This is a genomic window from Billgrantia sp. Q4P2, from assembly GCF_052806135.1.
Map to the genome: position 1 here is coordinate 98,389 of NZ_JBRBAI010000004.1, position 14,875 is coordinate 113,263.

Annotated in this window: 11 protein-coding genes, 1 tRNA gene and 1 pseudogene; 9 read left to right on the forward strand and 4 right to left on the reverse strand. The window is 67.5% G+C overall.

Annotation, left to right across the window (positions count from 1 at the left end):
• The first annotated feature begins 2 nt into the window (after nucleotides 1-2).
• From ACUY1T_RS08365 to ACUY1T_RS08405, 9 genes and pseudogenes are all read left to right on the forward strand, one after another.
• On the forward strand, nucleotides 3-419 hold the full coding sequence (locus ACUY1T_RS08365; protein ID WP_446021781.1) for a hypothetical protein: 417 nt from the start codon (nucleotides 3-5) through the stop codon (nucleotides 417-419).
• A 213-nt stretch (nucleotides 420-632) separates the two neighbouring features.
• A complete protein-coding gene (gene fdnG / locus ACUY1T_RS08370; RefSeq protein ID WP_446021783.1) occupies nucleotides 633-3,701 on the forward strand; it encodes a formate dehydrogenase-N subunit alpha in 3,069 nt (1,022 codons plus the stop codon).
• A 22-nt stretch (nucleotides 3,702-3,723) separates the two neighbouring features.
• Nucleotides 3,724-4,680: a formate dehydrogenase subunit beta gene (gene fdxH, locus ACUY1T_RS08375; RefSeq protein WP_446021785.1), complete on the forward strand. Its 957-nt coding sequence runs from the start codon at nucleotides 3,724-3,726 to the stop codon at nucleotides 4,678-4,680.
• Nucleotides 4,677-5,366 (forward strand): formate dehydrogenase subunit gamma, encoded by a 690-nt coding sequence (locus ACUY1T_RS08380; protein WP_446021787.1) that lies wholly within the window; start codon nucleotides 4,677-4,679, stop codon nucleotides 5,364-5,366. The genes fdxH and ACUY1T_RS08380 overlap by 4 nt, the downstream gene beginning before the upstream one ends.
• Nucleotides 5,363-6,301 carry a formate dehydrogenase accessory protein FdhE gene (gene fdhE, locus ACUY1T_RS08385; RefSeq protein WP_446021789.1) on the forward strand — a complete coding sequence of 313 codons (939 nt, stop codon included), beginning with the start codon at nucleotides 5,363-5,365 and terminating at the stop codon, nucleotides 6,299-6,301. Before ACUY1T_RS08380 ends, fdhE begins: the two co-directional genes overlap by 4 nt.
• Nucleotides 6,302-6,381: 80 nt before the next feature.
• The gene (locus ACUY1T_RS08390; RefSeq protein WP_446021790.1) at nucleotides 6,382-7,002 is read left to right on the forward strand and encodes a hypothetical protein; all 621 of its coding nucleotides are present in this window, start codon (nucleotides 6,382-6,384) and stop codon (nucleotides 7,000-7,002) included.
• A gap of 4 nt (nucleotides 7,003-7,006) precedes the next feature.
• A pseudogene (selA, locus tag ACUY1T_RS08395) lies at nucleotides 7,007-7,834 on the forward strand (L-seryl-tRNA(Sec) selenium transferase); the annotation flags it as partial.
• On the forward strand, nucleotides 7,831-9,771 hold the full coding sequence (selB, locus tag ACUY1T_RS08400) for a selenocysteine-specific translation elongation factor (RefSeq protein ID WP_446021792.1): 1,941 nt from the start codon (nucleotides 7,831-7,833) through the stop codon (nucleotides 9,769-9,771). The pseudogene selA and the gene selB, both read left to right, overlap by 4 nt.
• A 45-nt stretch (nucleotides 9,772-9,816) precedes the next feature.
• A tRNA-Sec gene (locus tag ACUY1T_RS08405) sits at nucleotides 9,817-9,912 on the forward strand.
• A 13-nt stretch (nucleotides 9,913-9,925) separates the two neighbouring features.
• Here ACUY1T_RS08405 and ACUY1T_RS08410 read toward each other — a convergent pair.
• The 4 genes from ACUY1T_RS08410 to fdhF form a co-directional block, all read right to left on the reverse strand.
• The gene (locus ACUY1T_RS08410) at nucleotides 9,926-10,585 is read right to left on the reverse strand and encodes a L,D-transpeptidase family protein (RefSeq protein ID WP_446021794.1); all 660 of its coding nucleotides are present in this window, start codon (nucleotides 10,583-10,585) and stop codon (nucleotides 9,926-9,928) included.
• A gap of 301 nt (nucleotides 10,586-10,886) precedes the next feature.
• Nucleotides 10,887-11,129 carry a formate dehydrogenase subunit delta gene (locus ACUY1T_RS08415; protein ID WP_446021796.1) on the reverse strand — a complete coding sequence of 81 codons (243 nt, stop codon included), beginning with the start codon at nucleotides 11,127-11,129 and terminating at the stop codon, nucleotides 10,887-10,889.
• A 7-nt stretch (nucleotides 11,130-11,136) separates the two neighbouring features.
• A complete protein-coding gene (gene fdhD, locus ACUY1T_RS08420; protein ID WP_446021798.1) occupies nucleotides 11,137-11,967 on the reverse strand; it encodes a formate dehydrogenase accessory sulfurtransferase FdhD in 831 nt (276 codons plus the stop codon).
• Nucleotides 11,960-14,863: a formate dehydrogenase subunit alpha gene (fdhF, locus tag ACUY1T_RS08425; protein WP_446021799.1), complete on the reverse strand. Its 2,904-nt coding sequence runs from the start codon at nucleotides 14,861-14,863 to the stop codon at nucleotides 11,960-11,962. The genes fdhD and fdhF overlap by 8 nt, the downstream gene beginning before the upstream one ends.
• Nucleotides 14,864-14,875: the final 12 nt, after the last annotated feature.

Sequence of the window (14,875 nt, forward strand, 5' to 3'; positions counted from 1 at the left end):
CCATGACAGGCAGATTCACTCCCCCACTTCTCACCGTCTTGCTGGCCTTGGGCTGGGCCATCCCGGCCTTGGCTGCCGACCCGGCCACGCCGGACGAGAGCGCTGCCGGCATGGACCCCGCCGAGATCACCGAAGCACCCGACGTCACCCCCGGAGGGGCCGGCACCACCAGCGGCATCACCGGTGCCGACATGGATGAGCAGGACCAGGGCAGCGGCAGCGGCGAAACCCAGGGCGACGAGCTGTTTCAGACCCCGCCCGCCGCTTCGGATGCCGGCCCGGCCTACGAAACCCAGTCGCCCGAACGCGAAGACGACGACGACGAGCAAGCCATGCCCGACGAGCCGCTGGGCGCCGATGATACTGGCCGGCGCGAGGATGGTGAGCCGCAGGGCAGCGCCGGGCATTCACCGGACTGACGGCTTGTTACGAACCGAAACAACACGCGTGCTCCAATATGAGCCGAAGCCACTAAGCTTGAGAGTACAGCGCATCCTCGCGCTCACAGCGAAAGTTGCCGCGCCCGCTGCCATGCCTCACGGCGGGCAGCCCAACCGGCCATGGAGCCGGACGCTATCGAGACAGTGACGATACCAACGACAAGAGGGCGGAAGAACCTGGCAGGAGGCCTCATGACCCTACGGGTAACACGCAGACAATTCTTCAAGCTCGGTGCGACAGGCATGGCCACGTCCAGCCTGGCCATGATGGGCTTCGCACCGGAGCCCGCCGTGGCTTCCATTCGCCACTTCAAGCTGACCGGCGCCAAGATCACCCGCAGCAACTGCACCTACTGTTCGGTGGGCTGTGGCGTGCTGCTCTACAGCCGCGGCGATGCGGCGATCAACAACGTCGACGACATCTATCACGTCGAGGGCGACCCGGACCATCCGGTGAGCCGCGGCTCGCTGTGCCCCAAGGGCGCGGGGCTGCTCGACTACATCCGCAGCGAGTCGCGACTGCGCTACCCCCAGGTGCGCGAGGCCGGTAGCGACGCGTGGCAGCGGATCACCTGGGACGAAGCCTTCCAGCGTATCGCCCGGCACATGAAGGATGACCGCGACGCCAATTTCACCGCGCAGAACGAAGCCGGCGATACGGTCAACCGCTGGACCACGACCGGCATGCTGGCAGCTTCCGCCTCGACCAACGAGACAGCCTACTGCACCCATAAGATTGCCCGCAGCCTCGGCATGGTGGTGTTCGACAACCAGGCGCGTGTCTGACACGGACCGACGGTGGCAGGTCTTGCCCCAACATTCGGTCGCGGTGCCATGACCAATCACTGGGTCGACATTCGCAATGCCGATCTGATCATCGCCATGGGCGGCAACCCCGCCGAGGCACACCCCGTGGGCTTCCGCTGGGTGATGGAGGCACGCGAGCACAACGACGCCCGGCTGGTGGTGGTCGATCCGCGCTTCAACCGCACGGCGGCGGTGGCCGACTACTATGCCGAGATCCGCACCGGCACCGACATCGCCTTCCTCGGTGGCCTGATCCACTACCTGATCGAGAGCGGCCGCTTCCAGCGCGACTACGTGCTCGCCTACACCGATGCCAGCCTGGTCGTGCGCGAGGACTTCGGCTTCGAGGATGGGCTGTTCACCGGCTACGACGCCGACAACGGCGAGTACGAGATGGAGACCTGGCAGTACGAGTACGACGAGGACGGCCACGCCCTGCGCGACCCGGCCCTCGAGCACCCGCGCTGCGTGTTCCAACTGATGCGTGAGCACTACAGCCGTTACACCCTCGACCTGGTGTCCTCGGTATGCGGCACGCCGCGCGAGAAGATCCAGCGCGTGTGGGACATGGCCGCCGAGATGGCCTCCCCCGACAAGACCATGACCTTCCTCTATGCGCTGGGCTGGACGCAGCACTCGATCGGCTCGCAGATCATCCGCACCGCCGCCATCGTCCAGCTGCTGCTGGGCAACATGGGCATGCGCGGCGGTGGGGTCAACGCCCTGCGCGGCCACTCCAACATCCAGGGCCTGACTGACTTGGGGCTGCTCTCCAACCTGCTGCCGGGCTACCTGTCGCTGCCCAGCGAAGACGAGCAGGACTACGAGGAGTACATCCTCGAGCGCGCCCGGCCGCCGCTGGTGCCCGACGAGGTCTCCTACTGGCGCCACTACGAGCGCTTCCACGTCAGCCTGATGAAGGCGTGGTACGGCGACGCCGCCAGCGAGGCCAACGACTGGTGCTACGACTGGCTGCCGAAGCTGGGCGAGGATCTCTATGACATCCTGCACACCTTCGAGCGCATGCACCAGGGCGAGGTGAACGGCTACCTGTGCCAGGGCTTCAATCCGCTGGCCGCCTTTCCGCACAAGGCCAAGATCACCGCGGCGCTGTCACGGCTGAAGTTCCTGGTGGTGATCGATCCGCTGCGCACCGAGACCGCCGAGTTCTGGAAGAATCACGGCGAATACCACGACGTGGATCCCACGACGATCGACACCGAGGTGTTCCGCTTGCCCACCACCGCCTTCGCCGAGGAGGACGGCACCATCGTCAACAGCTCGCGCTGGCTGCAGTGGTTCTGGCAGGCGGCGCCTCCACCGGGCGAAGCCAAGCCCGACACGGCGATACTGGCCGGCATCTTCCTGCGACTGCAGCGGCTCTACCAGGAGGAAGGCGGCGCCTTCGCCGATCCCATCCTCAACCTGCACTGGCCCTACCGCCGGCCCGAGGAGCCGAGCCCCGAGGAGCTGGCGCGGGAGTACAACGGCTGGGCGCTGGAGGACGTCTTCGACGAGGACCGCAACCTGGTGGTACGCGCCGGCGAACAGGTCGAGGACTTCGGCATGCTGCGCGCCGACGGCTCCACCGCCTGCGGCTGCTGGCTCTTCGCCGGCTGCTGGACCGAGGCCGGCAACCAGATGATCCGCCGCGACAACTCCGACCCCTACGGCACCGGCCAGACCCTGGGCTGGGCCTGGGCATGGCCGGCCAATCGCCGCATTCTCTACAACCGCGCCAGCGCCCGCCCCGACGGCACGCCCTGGGCGGCCAACAAGGCGGTGGTGTGGTGGAACGGCCAGCGCTGGGTCGGTAACGACGTGCCCGACTTCCCGGTGGAGTCCGCCCCCGGCGAGAACCAGGGGCCGTTCATCATGAACCAGACCGGACGTGGCCAGCTGTTCGCCCGCGACCGCATGAAGGAGGGGCCCTTCCCGGAGCACTACGAGCCGTTCGAGACGCCGATCGCCAACAACCCGCTTCACCCGGACAACCCGCTTGCCAAGCACAACCCGGGGGCTCGGGTCTTCGAGCAGGACCGCGAGAACTTCGGCACCTTCGAGGAGTTCCCCCACGCCGCGACCAGCTATCGCCTGACCGAGCATTTCCACTACTGGACGATGCACAACCGGCTCAATGCCATCGCCCAGCCGGAGAAGTTCGTCGAGATCGGCGAGACCCTGGCCGAAGAGCTGGGCATTGCCAAGGGTGACCGGGTTCGGGTCAGCTCCAAGCGCGGCCACATCGACGCGGTGGCGGTGGTGACCAAGCGCATCCGTCCGCTGCAAGTGGCCGGCAAGACGATCCACCAGATCGGCATTCCGCTGCACTGGGGCTATCTCGGCGAGACCAAGAAGTCGTACCTGACCAACACCCTGACGCCGTCGGTCGGTGACGCCAACACCCAGACGCCGGAATACAAGTCGTTCCTGGTGCGCGTCGAGAAGCTGTAGGCACAGGGCAAGGAGGCCAGACATGAGAGGCGAACAGATCAACCTGCAGAACGTCATCGCCCGCTCGGCGAGCCAGGTGCCCTCACCGCAGGAGCGCACCGGCGGCACCGACCGCGTGACCAAGCTGATCGACGTGTCGCGCTGCATCGGATGCAAGGCGTGCCAGGTCGCCTGTGCCGAATGGAACGACCTGCGCGACGAGGTCGGCGAGTGCGTCGGCGAGTACGACAACCCGCTCGACCTCTCGCCCAACACCTGGCAGGTGATGCGCTTCGACGAGTACGAGGACGAGCAGGGCAACCTCGAGTGGCTGATCCGCAAGGACAACTGCATGCACTGCGCCGATCCCGGCTGCCTCGAGGCGTGCCCGGCCCCCGGCGCCATCGTGCAGTACGCCAACGGCATCGTCGACTTCAACTCCGAGCACTGCATCGGCTGCGGCTACTGCGTCACCGGCTGCCCGTTCGATGTGCCGCGTATCTCGGAGAAGGACGGCAAGTCGTACAAGTGCACGCTGTGCTCCGACCGGGTGTTCCACGGCCTGGAGCCGGCCTGCGTTAAATCATGCCCCACCGGTTCGATCATGTTCGGCACCCGCGACGACATGCTCGACCTGGCCGAGACCCGCACCGCCTTCCTCAAGAGCCGCGGCTTCGACAACGCTGGCGTCTACAACCCCGAGGGCGTCGACGGCACCCACGTGATCTACGTGCTGCAGCATGCCGACAAGCCGCAGATCTACAGCGACCTGCCGGAGGACCCGAGCATCAGCCCCATGGTCAGCGCCTGGAAGGGCGTGACCAAGCCGCTGGCCTCGGCGGCGATCGGCCTGGCCGCCCTGACCGGCTTTTTCCACTACGTCACCGCCGGGCCCAAGGAGTACGGCGAGGAGGACGAGCAGGCGGTGCGTGACGACGAAGCCCGCCAGAGAGAGCGGGAGGCCGGAGAAGAGCAGATCAAAAGTGAGGGACGGCCATGAGCCTTGCCAAATCCGACCCGCATCTGCGGCGCTACAGCCTGGGAGAGCGCCTCACTCACTGGCTGGTGGCGATCAGCTTCGTGCTCTTGGTACTCAGCGGGCTGCCGTTCTTCCACCCCTTCTTCTGGTCGCTGACGGGACTGTTCGGCGGGCCGACCATGACCCGCATCCTGCACCCCTGGATCGGCCTGTTCATGGCGCTGATATTCGTGATCATGGCGATTCGCTTCTTCAAGGAGAGCCTGATACGCCGCCATGACATCCAGTGGCTCAAGCAGATCAACGACGTCTTGGCCAACCGCGACGAGAAGCTGCCGCCGGTGGGCAAGAACAACGCCGGGCAGAAGCTGGTGTACTGGATCATGCTGGGTTGCATCGTCCTGCTGCTGATCAGCGGCGTGATGATCTGGCAGCCCCTGGTCGGCGAGGCGATGCCCATCACCCTGCGCCGGCTGGCCTCGATGGGTCATGCCTACCTCGCCTTTCTCGCCATCATTACCCTGATCATCCACATCTACTCGGGCATCTGGGTCAAGGGCTCGTTCCAGGCCATGATTCGCGGCCGGGTCAGCAAGGCCTGGGCACGCCACCACCACGACCTGTGGTACGAGGAGGAGATGAAGAAAGAGCGCAAGCAGCGCGAGATCAGCCGTCGCCATGACCACAGCGGACAGGAGACGCCGTGACACACCCTTTCGGCAACGCCCCCACGGGGGTCATGCATCCGCCCGAGGTCCGGCTGCCCGCCGAAGACCACTTCGCCCGCCGCGCCCGGCGCCTGCAGGCACTCGCCGAGCAGAACGAGCCGCTGGGTGAGTTCCTCACCTTCATGGCCCAACTGGCCACGGCCCAGCAGGCCGCCCTGGAGCGGGCCAGGCCGGGCTGGCAGCCCGAGCCGGAGGCCTTCGCCCTGGCCCTCGAGCACGGCATGCCGCCGCTCAACGTGCAGGCACTGCAGGACGACATCGACCTGCCCAGCGAGCTCGAGGCCCTGCTCGGTGCGTTGGAGCTGCACGTCGGCGAGGCCCAGCGCCCGCTGCTCGCCGCCCTGCGCGATCTGCCGGAGAAATCGCTCAGGCAGTTGGCCCGCCAGGTGCTGGCGGGCGAGGCCGGCGAGGCGCGGACACGCGGCCTGATGCCACTGGTGGCCGCCGCCCTGCAGGTGGCCTGGCTGCGCCTGGTACACACTTTGCCCCAGGCCCCGGGGCGGCCCAGCGGCGAAGTGCGCACGCTGTGTCCCAGCTGCGGTTCGCCGCCGGTGGCCAGCGTGATCGAGACCGACCCGCAGAGTAGCGGGGTACGCTACCTGCAGTGCGGCCTGTGTGCCACCCAGTGGTACCTGGAGCGCTCCATCTGCAGCGTGTGCGAGCAGAGCGGCAAGCTCGACTACCTCAGTCTGGCACCTGAAGCTGGGGATGGCGACGAAGAGAGCGTCTCGGTGGCCCAGGCCGAGGCCTGCGGCGACTGCGCCAGCTACCTCAAGCTCTTTCCACGCGCCCTGGATGCCGACGTCGAGCCGCTGGCCGACGACCTGGCCAGCCTGACGCTCGACCTGCTGCTCGGCGAAGAGGACGACTACCGCCGCAGCGGCTTCAACCCGCTGCTGATCGTCGAGGGCTGACGCCACCCGTTGGACGCGCCCCGGCCCGACATGCTATGCCATAGGGGATCCCCGATTCCGGCACGGACATGAAGACGACAATGGACGTTCGACGCAGCCTGCCCGCGGTGGACACACTGCTGGCTCATCCCACCGTGCAAGCGGCTCGCCAGCGATTCGGTCATCGCCTCACCCGTCGCGCCGTGCGCGAAATCCTCGATCAGACGCGCGACCACCTGGCACGCGCCGCAACCACCGTACCCAGCGCCGAGACCCTGGCCGAGCGTACCGTGGCGCGGATGGCCGAACTGGCGCGCCCCGCCAGTCGCACGGTATTCAATCTCACCGGCACGGTGATCCACACCAACCTCGGGCGCTCCACGCTCGCCGAAGCGGCCATCGAAGCCATGGCGGAAGCCGCAAGGCAGCCGGTGGCGCTGGAGTACGAGCTCGACAGCGGCAGACGCGGCGACCGGGACCGCCTGGTCGAGGACCTGCTATGCGAGCTGACCGGCGCCGAGGCGGCCACCGTAGTCAACAACAACGCCGCCGCCGTGCTGCTGGCCCTGGGCGCACTGGGTGCCGGCCGTGAGGCCTTGATCTCCCGCGGCGAGCTGATCGAGATCGGCGGAGCCTTCCGCATGCCGGACATCATGCAGGCCGCCGGCTGCCGGCTGCCGGCTACGCGAAGTCGGCGCCACCAACCGCACTCACCCGCATGATTTCGAGAATGCCATCGGTGAGCACGCCGGGCTTATCGTCAAGGCACACACCTCCAATTACGCCATCACCGGCTTCACCGCGAGCGTGCCGGAGGCACAGCTGGCCGAGATCGCCCACGCCCATGACCTTCCCTTGCTGGTCGACCTGGGCAGCGGCGCATTGACCGACTTCGCCGCCCTCGGCCTGCCCTACGAGGCGCAGCCGGGCGATGCCATCGCTGCCGGTGCCGACGTGGTCACCTTCAGCGGCGACAAGCTCTTGGGCGGCCCCCAGGCCGGCATCATCGTTGGTCGCCGTGAAGCCATCACCACCATCAAGCGTCACCCGCTCAAGCGCGCCCTGCGCCTGGACAAGCTGACCCTGGCCGCCCTGGAGGCAACCCTGCGCCTCTACCGCGACAGCGACACCCCCGAGCGCGACATCCCCACCCTGGCGCTGCTGGCCCGGCCCGAGGCGGAGATCGCCGCCACCGGCGAGCGTCTGCTGCCCCGTGTGCGTGAACTGCTGGCCGACTTCGAGGTGACGCTGACGCCCTGCGCCAGCCAGCTCGGCAGCGGTTCGCTGCCGGTGGACCGCCTGCCCAGCCGGGCGCTGGTATGGCGCTCCCAGGCCGGGCAACGACGCCAGCGCGAGCGTGAGCTGCGCCGCCTGGAGGCCGCCCTGCGTCAACTGCCGCGCCCGGTGATCGGGCGAATCGGTGACGGCGCATTGCAGCTCGACCTGCGCTGCCTGGCCGAGGCTTCCGATGAAGCGGCCTTCCTCGATCAGCTCGCTGAGCTGCCCGGCCTCTACCACGCCGCCACGCGGCAGGACGAGGGAGAGCAGCCGTGATCGTCGGTACCGCCGGCCACGTCGACCACGGCAAGACCGCCCTGATCCACCGGCTCACCGGTATCGACACCGACCGGCTGAAGGAGGAGAAGGCGCGCGGGCTCACCATCGAGCCCGGTTTCGCCTACCCCGAGGTGGCTGCGGGCCTCGAGCTCGGCTTCGTCGACGTGCCCGGCCACGTGCGCTTCCTGCACCATATGGTGGCGGGCAGTGCCGGCGTCGATACGGTGCTGCTGGTGGTAGCCGCCGACGACGGCGTGATGCCGCAGACGCTCGAACACCTCCAGATCCTTACCCTGCTGGGGCTCGACCACGGCCTGGTGGCCATGACCAAGATCGACCGGGTCGACGCCGCACGCAGGTACCAGGTACGCGAGGAGATCCATGCTCTGCTGGCCGGCACGCCGCTGGCCGGCGCCCCCGTTCATGAGGTGTCGAACCAAACGGGTGAAGGCGTGGAAACCCTGCGCGACCACCTCTGGACCCTGGCCTCCAGGCAGCGCGATGCGCCTGTTCAGGGGGGCTTTCGACTCATCGTCGATCGTGTCTTCACCAAGAGCGGCGCCGGGCTGGTGGTGACCGGCACAGCGCTAGCCGGCCGCGTGGTGCAGGGCGACGCAGTACGCCTGGAGCCCTCCGGTATTACGCCGCGGGTGCGCAGCCTGCGCCGCCAGCATCGCGAAAGCGGCCACGCTCGCCAAGGCGACCGCGTGGCGATCAACCTGGCCGGCGCCGACGTCAGCCGCGACGTCGTGCGCCGTGGCGACTGGGTAGTGGCTGAGGCCCTGGAAACACCCCTGTTCAAGCGCTTCGACGTCGACCTGCGCTTGCTCGACACTGCCCATTCGCTCAAGCACTGGTCGCCAGTGCATGTTCATCTGGGTGTAGCCCGCTACAGCGGCCGCGTATCGCTGCTGGAAGGCCAGCATCTCGCCCCCGGTGCACGCATGCTGGGCCAGCTGGTGCTCGAGGAGCCAGTCCACGCCTGCCTGGGCGACCGCTTCGTGATCCGCAACCCCGGCGCGGGCGTGACGCTGGGTGGCGGCGTGGTGCTCGAAGGCGACCCGCCGCGCCGCGGCCAGCGACGTCCCGAGCGGCTCGCCTGGCTGGCCGCGCTGGCCGAGTGCACCGCCACCGCACCGCTCGACCTGGGCCCGGCGCTGAAGATGGGACTGCGCCTGCGGCCCGAGGGCGTCGACCTACGTGCTCTGGCTCGTAATGCCAACGCTACCCTGGAGGCTCTGGTCGAGTCGGTCGCGGCACTGGGGGGAGAGATGCTGGAGAGCCGGGAGGAGAGCCGCGCCTTCTCCGCCGAGACCATCACGGCGTTACAGGACCGGCTAGTCGAAACCGTGGCAGACAATCATGAACGCGAGCCCTCGATGCTCGGCACCGAGCGCGGCCGGTTGGCGCGACAGACCATCCCCCAACTGCCCGAAGCAATAAGCCGAGAGCTGATCGAGCGGCTGATCGAGCGTGGCGCTCTAGCTGCCCATGGCCCCTTCGTCGCCCTGCCCGGCCACTGCGCCACGCTAAGCGAAGCCGACGAAACGCTGTGGCGGCAGCTCGAGACGCACATCGCCACGGCGCCCTTCCAGCCGCCGCGAGTGCGCGACCTGGCCGCAAGTGAAAGCCTTGGCGAAGCAAGCCTCGACGAAGCGCGTATCCGCGAAGTACTCATCGCCTGCGCCCGCCTCGGCCGGCTCTACCAGGTACGCCGCGATCATTTCTATACGGCCGAAACGGTGACCGAGATGGCCACCATCGTGCAGACGTTGCAGCAGGAACACGGCCGGATACGTGCCGCCGCCTTTCGCGACCGCATCGGCACCGGCCGCAAGCTGGCCATTCACATTCTCGAATTCTTTGATAGGGTAGGCTACACGCGCCGCGTCGGTGACGAGCGCGTAATACGCAACGCCGACATGTGGCAATAGGGCAACCTGGCCCTGGCACGGGTCCTGTCACGAGAAGCCGCTCAAGGAAGAGGATCGACCCCCGGTGGGGCGGCCAGACTTCAAATCTGGCAGGGGCTGCCAGCGGTCCCTGGTGGGTTCGACTCCCACGCTCTTCCGCCAGCTCCCGCCTGTCTCAGCCCTTTATCACCACCCGCGTACCGATCCTCAACCACGGGTCCAGCGCACGAATCTCCTCGTTGCTGACCGCCACGCAGCCTTCGGTCCAGTCGAAACTCCGGTGCACGTCGGGGTCGCCCTGCCCCAGGCCGTGGATGCCGATCAATCCGCCCAGCGAGGTGGTGTGCGGCGCGCGGCCGTGACGCGCGCGGTACTCCTCGATGTACCAATACTCCTGCAGCGTGATCTTGCCGCTTTGCAGCGCTTCCTCGGCGACCTGGGCGTTGGGATAGTCGAAGCCGAAGAACAGGCCGAAGCGCGAGGCGCGATTGATGCGGTCGACGCGGAACTCGCCCAGCGGCGTCATCGAGCTGCCCTTGGCCCGCAGCGGCGCCGCGCCGCCGGCACCGAAGGCGAGGTGCTCGATGCGCTTGATCTCGGTCTCGCCGCGTAGCACTCGCACCTGACGGTTGCGCAGATCGATGCTAAGCCAGACCTCGTCGGCCGTCAGCCCCTCGGGCATGGCAACCGCATCCAGAACCTGCCACAGCGTTGGCTGGCCGGCCAGCATGCCATCGAGTTCGTGGGAAGAATCGGGAATGTTGGCCTGTGCCGCCGACCCGAACGTGAAGAAGCCTGCCGTCAAGGCGGCAGCCTGGAAGAATGCCCTGTTCATGAGCCCCTGCCCCGTGCGTAGTAGCGTTATGGCGTCGGCTTTGAGCCGATCGGTTATTCATGAGGCCTGCCGTGGCCCGCGCCACGATGGTCATGGCACGATTCCCTTCGACGGCTGCTTCGCATGGCAAGGGTTTGAAAGAGCGCTATGCGGCGCTCCGAAGTTGGCCTTTGCTCGGGCCCATGGCCCGTCGGCACGGCCACCGGCCGGGCCATGAGACGCATGGGATGAATATAGCACAGGGGAGTTAAGGCGAAAGAGGGAGGCGCCTGGTATCGTTGAAAAGCGTGAACCCGCCGGTTCAGGCGCTCTCCGACCGAACCTCTCCCTGGCTTTGCGCCAGCCGCTCGATGGCCTGCCTGGCCAGGGGCGAGAGCTGGCTGCCGTCCTGCTGCAGGTAGTCGACGATCTGGCGCTTCATGCTGCGAGCCCAGAACTTCTTCAGGTGGGTATGGATGCGCTCGGCGGCGTCGCCGTAATGCGCATTGTTGATGGCGATCTGATTCACCATGTGGATCAAGGTGTCGAGCTGGCTGCGGCTCATGGCGGTATCAACCTCCGCTGGCATGGAATGCCGGCGCTGTCTCGGCGGCCGGCTGATGATAGATGACATGGCGCCCCGGGCGGGCGAAGCCGACCAGCATCAGGCCGGCCTGGCGTGCCAGCTCGATGGCAAGCGAGGTGGACGCCGATACCGCAACCAGGCAGCCGATGCCGGCACTGGCACACTTCTGCACCATCTCGTAGCTGGCCCGGCTGGAGACCAGCACGAAGCCGTGACGCGGATCGCAACGACGCTGCAGCATGGCGCCGATCAACTTGTCCAGGGCGTTATGGCGGCCGACGTCCTCGCGCGCCAGCTGCACCTGCCCGTCGAGGTCGCACCAGGCGGCGCCGTGGGTGGCGCCGGTCTCGCGCTGCAGCGGCTGGTGCCAGCGCAGCGCCTCCAGGGCATGCTGAATGGCGCCGTCAGCCACCACGGGCGCATCTTCGACCCGGGGGACCGGACGGATCGCCTGTTCCAGCGACTCGGTACCGCACAGGCCGCAGCCGGTGCGTCCGGCCAGGCTACGGCGACGCTGCTTGAGTTCCATGAAGCGCTGGGCAGCGATATCGAGGTGCACGGCAATGCCGGCGACCTCCGCCCGCACCTCGATACCGTAGAGCTCCTCGGGCGCCTCGAGGATCCCCTCGGTAAAGCTGAAGCCGAGGGCGAAGTCCTCCAGGTCGGCGGGCGTGGCCATCATCACGGCATGGGAAATGCCGTTGTAGACCAGCGCCACCGGGGTCTCAACCGCGATGCTGTCCTCCAACCGCTCGGCGCCGCCACCTCCCCGGCGCACATCCACCGGGGCCAGGCAGCGGCTGTGGTCGTCACTCATTCGCACGCTCCGCAGAGGGCCTGCTCGTGCCCGCTTCGCCCTTGCCACCGCGCAGCAGCTCGAGCTGCAGCCGGTCGAAGCTCTGGAACTGACGCTGCCAGGCAGACGGCTGGCTGACCTTCTCGACCTGCACGGCGGTCACCTTGTACTCCGGACAGTTGGTCGCCCAGTCGGAGCTGTCGGTGGTAATCACGTTGGCTCCGCTGCCCGGGTGGTGGAAGGTAGTGTAGACCACCCCCGGCGGCATGCGGTCGCTGATCCGGGCGCGCAGTACCGTCTGGCCGGCGCGGCTGGTGATGCCGACCCAGTCGCCCTCGCGCACACCGCGCAGCTCGGCGTCGGCGGGGTGCAGCTCGAGCACGTCCTCGTCGTGCCAGGCCTGGTTGTCGGTGCGCCGGGTCTGGGCGCCGACGTTGTACTGGGAGAGGATGCGCCCGGTGGTGAGCAGCAGCGGGAAGCGGCGGTTGGAGCGCTCTTCGCTGGCGATGTAGTCGGTGATGGCGAACTGACCGAGGCCGATGGGGAAGTCCTCGATGTGCATGGTCGGCATGCCTTCCGGGTGCTCCTCGTTGCACGGCCACTGGATGCTGCCCAGTTCGTCGAGCCGCGCGTAGCTGACGCCGGTAAAGCTCGGCGTGAGGCTGGCGATCTCGTCCATGATCTGCGCCGGGTGGTCGTAGTGCATGGGGTAGCCCAGCGCATTGGACAGGTCCACGGTCACTTCCCAGTCCTGCTTGCCGGCCAGCGGCGGCATCACCTTGCGCACCCGGTTGATGCGCCGCTCGGCGTTGGTGAAGGTGCCGTCCTTCTCCAGGAAGGAGGAGCCCGGCAGCAGCACATGGGCGAACTTGGCCGTCTCGTTGAGGAAGATGTCCTGCACGATCAGGCACTCCAGCGAGCGCAGCGCCTGCTCCACGTGCTGGGTATTGGGATCGGACTGGGCGATGTCCTCGCCCTGCACGTAGAGCGCCTTGAAGTCGCCGGCAACGGCGGCATCGAACATATTGGGGATGCGCAGCCCCGGCTCGTCGTCGATGGCCACGCCCCAGGCCGCCTCGAAGCGTTCGCGCACGGCGAGGTCGCCGACGTGCTGATAGCCCGGCAGCTCGTGGGGGAAAGAGCCCATGTCGCAGGAGCCCTGGACGTTGTTCTGCCCGCGCAACGGGTTGACGCCCACGCCCTCGCGGCCGATGTTGCCGGTGGCCAGCGCCAGGTTGGCGATACCCATCACCATGCTCGAGCCCTGGCTGTGCTCGGTGACGCCGAGACCGTAGTAGATCGCGCCATTGGCTGCGTTGGCGTAGGTGCGCGCGGCACGGCGCACCTGCTCGGCGGGCACGCCGGTAATCGCCTCGACGTTCTCGGGCGAGTGACGCTCGTCGAGAATGAACTCGCGCCAGGCCAGGTAACCCGACTCATCGCAGCGCTTGGCGATGAACTCACGGTCTTCCAGCCCCTCGCTGATCACCACGTGGGCCAGGGCGTTGACCATTGCCACGTTGGTGCCGGGGCGCAGGGCAAGATGCTGGGCACCGTGATGATGCGGCGTCTTGAGCAGGTCGATGCGACGCGGGTCGACGACGATCAGCTCGGCGCCCTGACGCAGGCGACGACGCATCTGCGAGGCGAACACCGGGTGGGCGTCGGTGGGGTTGGCGCCGATGACCACGATGGCATCGGCCTTCATCACCGAATCGAAGGTCTGGGTGCCGGCGGACTCGCCCAGGGTCGCCTTGAGGCCGAAGCCCGTGGGCGAATGACACACCCGGGCGCAGGTATCGGTGTTGTTGTTGCCGAATGCCGCACGCACCAGCTTCTGCACCAGGTAGGTCTCCTCGTTGGTGCAGCGCGACGAGGTGATGCCGCCGACGCTCTCGCGGCCGTATTTCGCCTGGATCGCCTTGAGCCGCTCGGCGGCGAAGGCGATCGCCTCTTCCCAGCCCACCTCGCGCCAGGGCTGGTCGATCGACTCGCGGATCATCGGCGTCTTGAGCCGGTCCGGATGGGTGGCGTAGCCGAAGGCGAAGCGGCCCTTGACGCAGGAGTGGCCGTGGTTGGCGTCGCCGCCCTTGTACGGCACCATGCGCACCACCCGATCGCCCTGCATCTCGGCCTTGAACGAGCAACCAACGCCGCAATAGGCGCAGGTGGTGACCACGCTGTGTTCCGGCTGGCCCTGCTCGATCACCGATTTTTCCATCAGCGTCGAGGTCGGACAGGCCTGCACGCAGGCACCGCAGGAGACGCATTCGGAATCCATGAACGCCTCGCTCTGCCCGGCGGCGACCTTGGACTCGAAGCCGCGCCCCTCGATGGTCAGGGCGAAGGTGCCCTGCACCTCCTCGCAGGCGCGCACGCAGCGCGAGCAGACGATGCACTTGCTGGGGTCGAAGCTGAAGTAGGGGTTGGAGTCGTCGGTCTCGGCCGCCAGGTGGTTGTCGCCATCGAAGCCGTAGCGCACCTCACGCAGGCCCACCGCACCGGCCATGTCCTGCAGCTCGCAGTCGCCGTTGGCCGGGCAGGTCAGGCAATCCAGCGGGTGATCGGAGATGTAGAGTTCCATCACGTTGCGCCGCAGCTTGGCCAGCCGCGCGTTCTGCGTGGTGACCTGCATGCCGGCCTCGACCGGCGTAGTGCAAGAGGCCGGCAACCCGCGCCTGCCTTCGATCTGCACTGCACACAGGCGGCAGGAACCGAACGCCTCGAGGTTGTCCGAGGCGCACAGCTTGGGAATGTTGATGTCGGCGAGTGCCGCGGCGCGCAGCACCGAGGTGCCCTCGGGCACGGTGATCTCGGTGCCGTCGATCTCGAGGGTGACGAGCGTCTCGGAGAGCCGCGCCGGGGTACCGTAGTCGCGCTCCGGTGAAACGTGCTTGGGGTCGTAATAGTGCAACATGTCGTACCTCCT

Coding starts and splice junctions, on each gene's coding strand:
- ACUY1T_RS08390 (WP_446021790.1), top strand. CDS start 6,382: ATGGACGTTCGACGCAGCCTGCCCGCGGTGGACACACTGCTGGCTCAT.
- ACUY1T_RS08365 (WP_446021781.1), top strand. CDS start 3: ATGACAGGCAGATTCACTCCCCCACTTCTCACCGTCTTGCTGGCCTTG.
- ACUY1T_RS08380 (WP_446021787.1), top strand. CDS start 4,677: ATGAGCCTTGCCAAATCCGACCCGCATCTGCGGCGCTACAGCCTGGGA.
- fdxH (WP_446021785.1), top strand. CDS start 3,724: ATGAGAGGCGAACAGATCAACCTGCAGAACGTCATCGCCCGCTCGGCG.
- fdhD (WP_446021798.1), bottom strand. CDS start 11,967: ATGAGTGACGACCACAGCCGCTGCCTGGCCCCGGTGGATGTGCGCCGG.
- fdhF (WP_446021799.1), bottom strand. CDS start 14,863: ATGTTGCACTATTACGACCCCAAGCACGTTTCACCGGAGCGCGACTAC.
- ACUY1T_RS08410 (WP_446021794.1), bottom strand. CDS start 10,585: ATGAACAGGGCATTCTTCCAGGCTGCCGCCTTGACGGCAGGCTTCTTC.
- ACUY1T_RS08415 (WP_446021796.1), bottom strand. CDS start 11,129: ATGAGCCGCAGCCAGCTCGACACCTTGATCCACATGGTGAATCAGATC.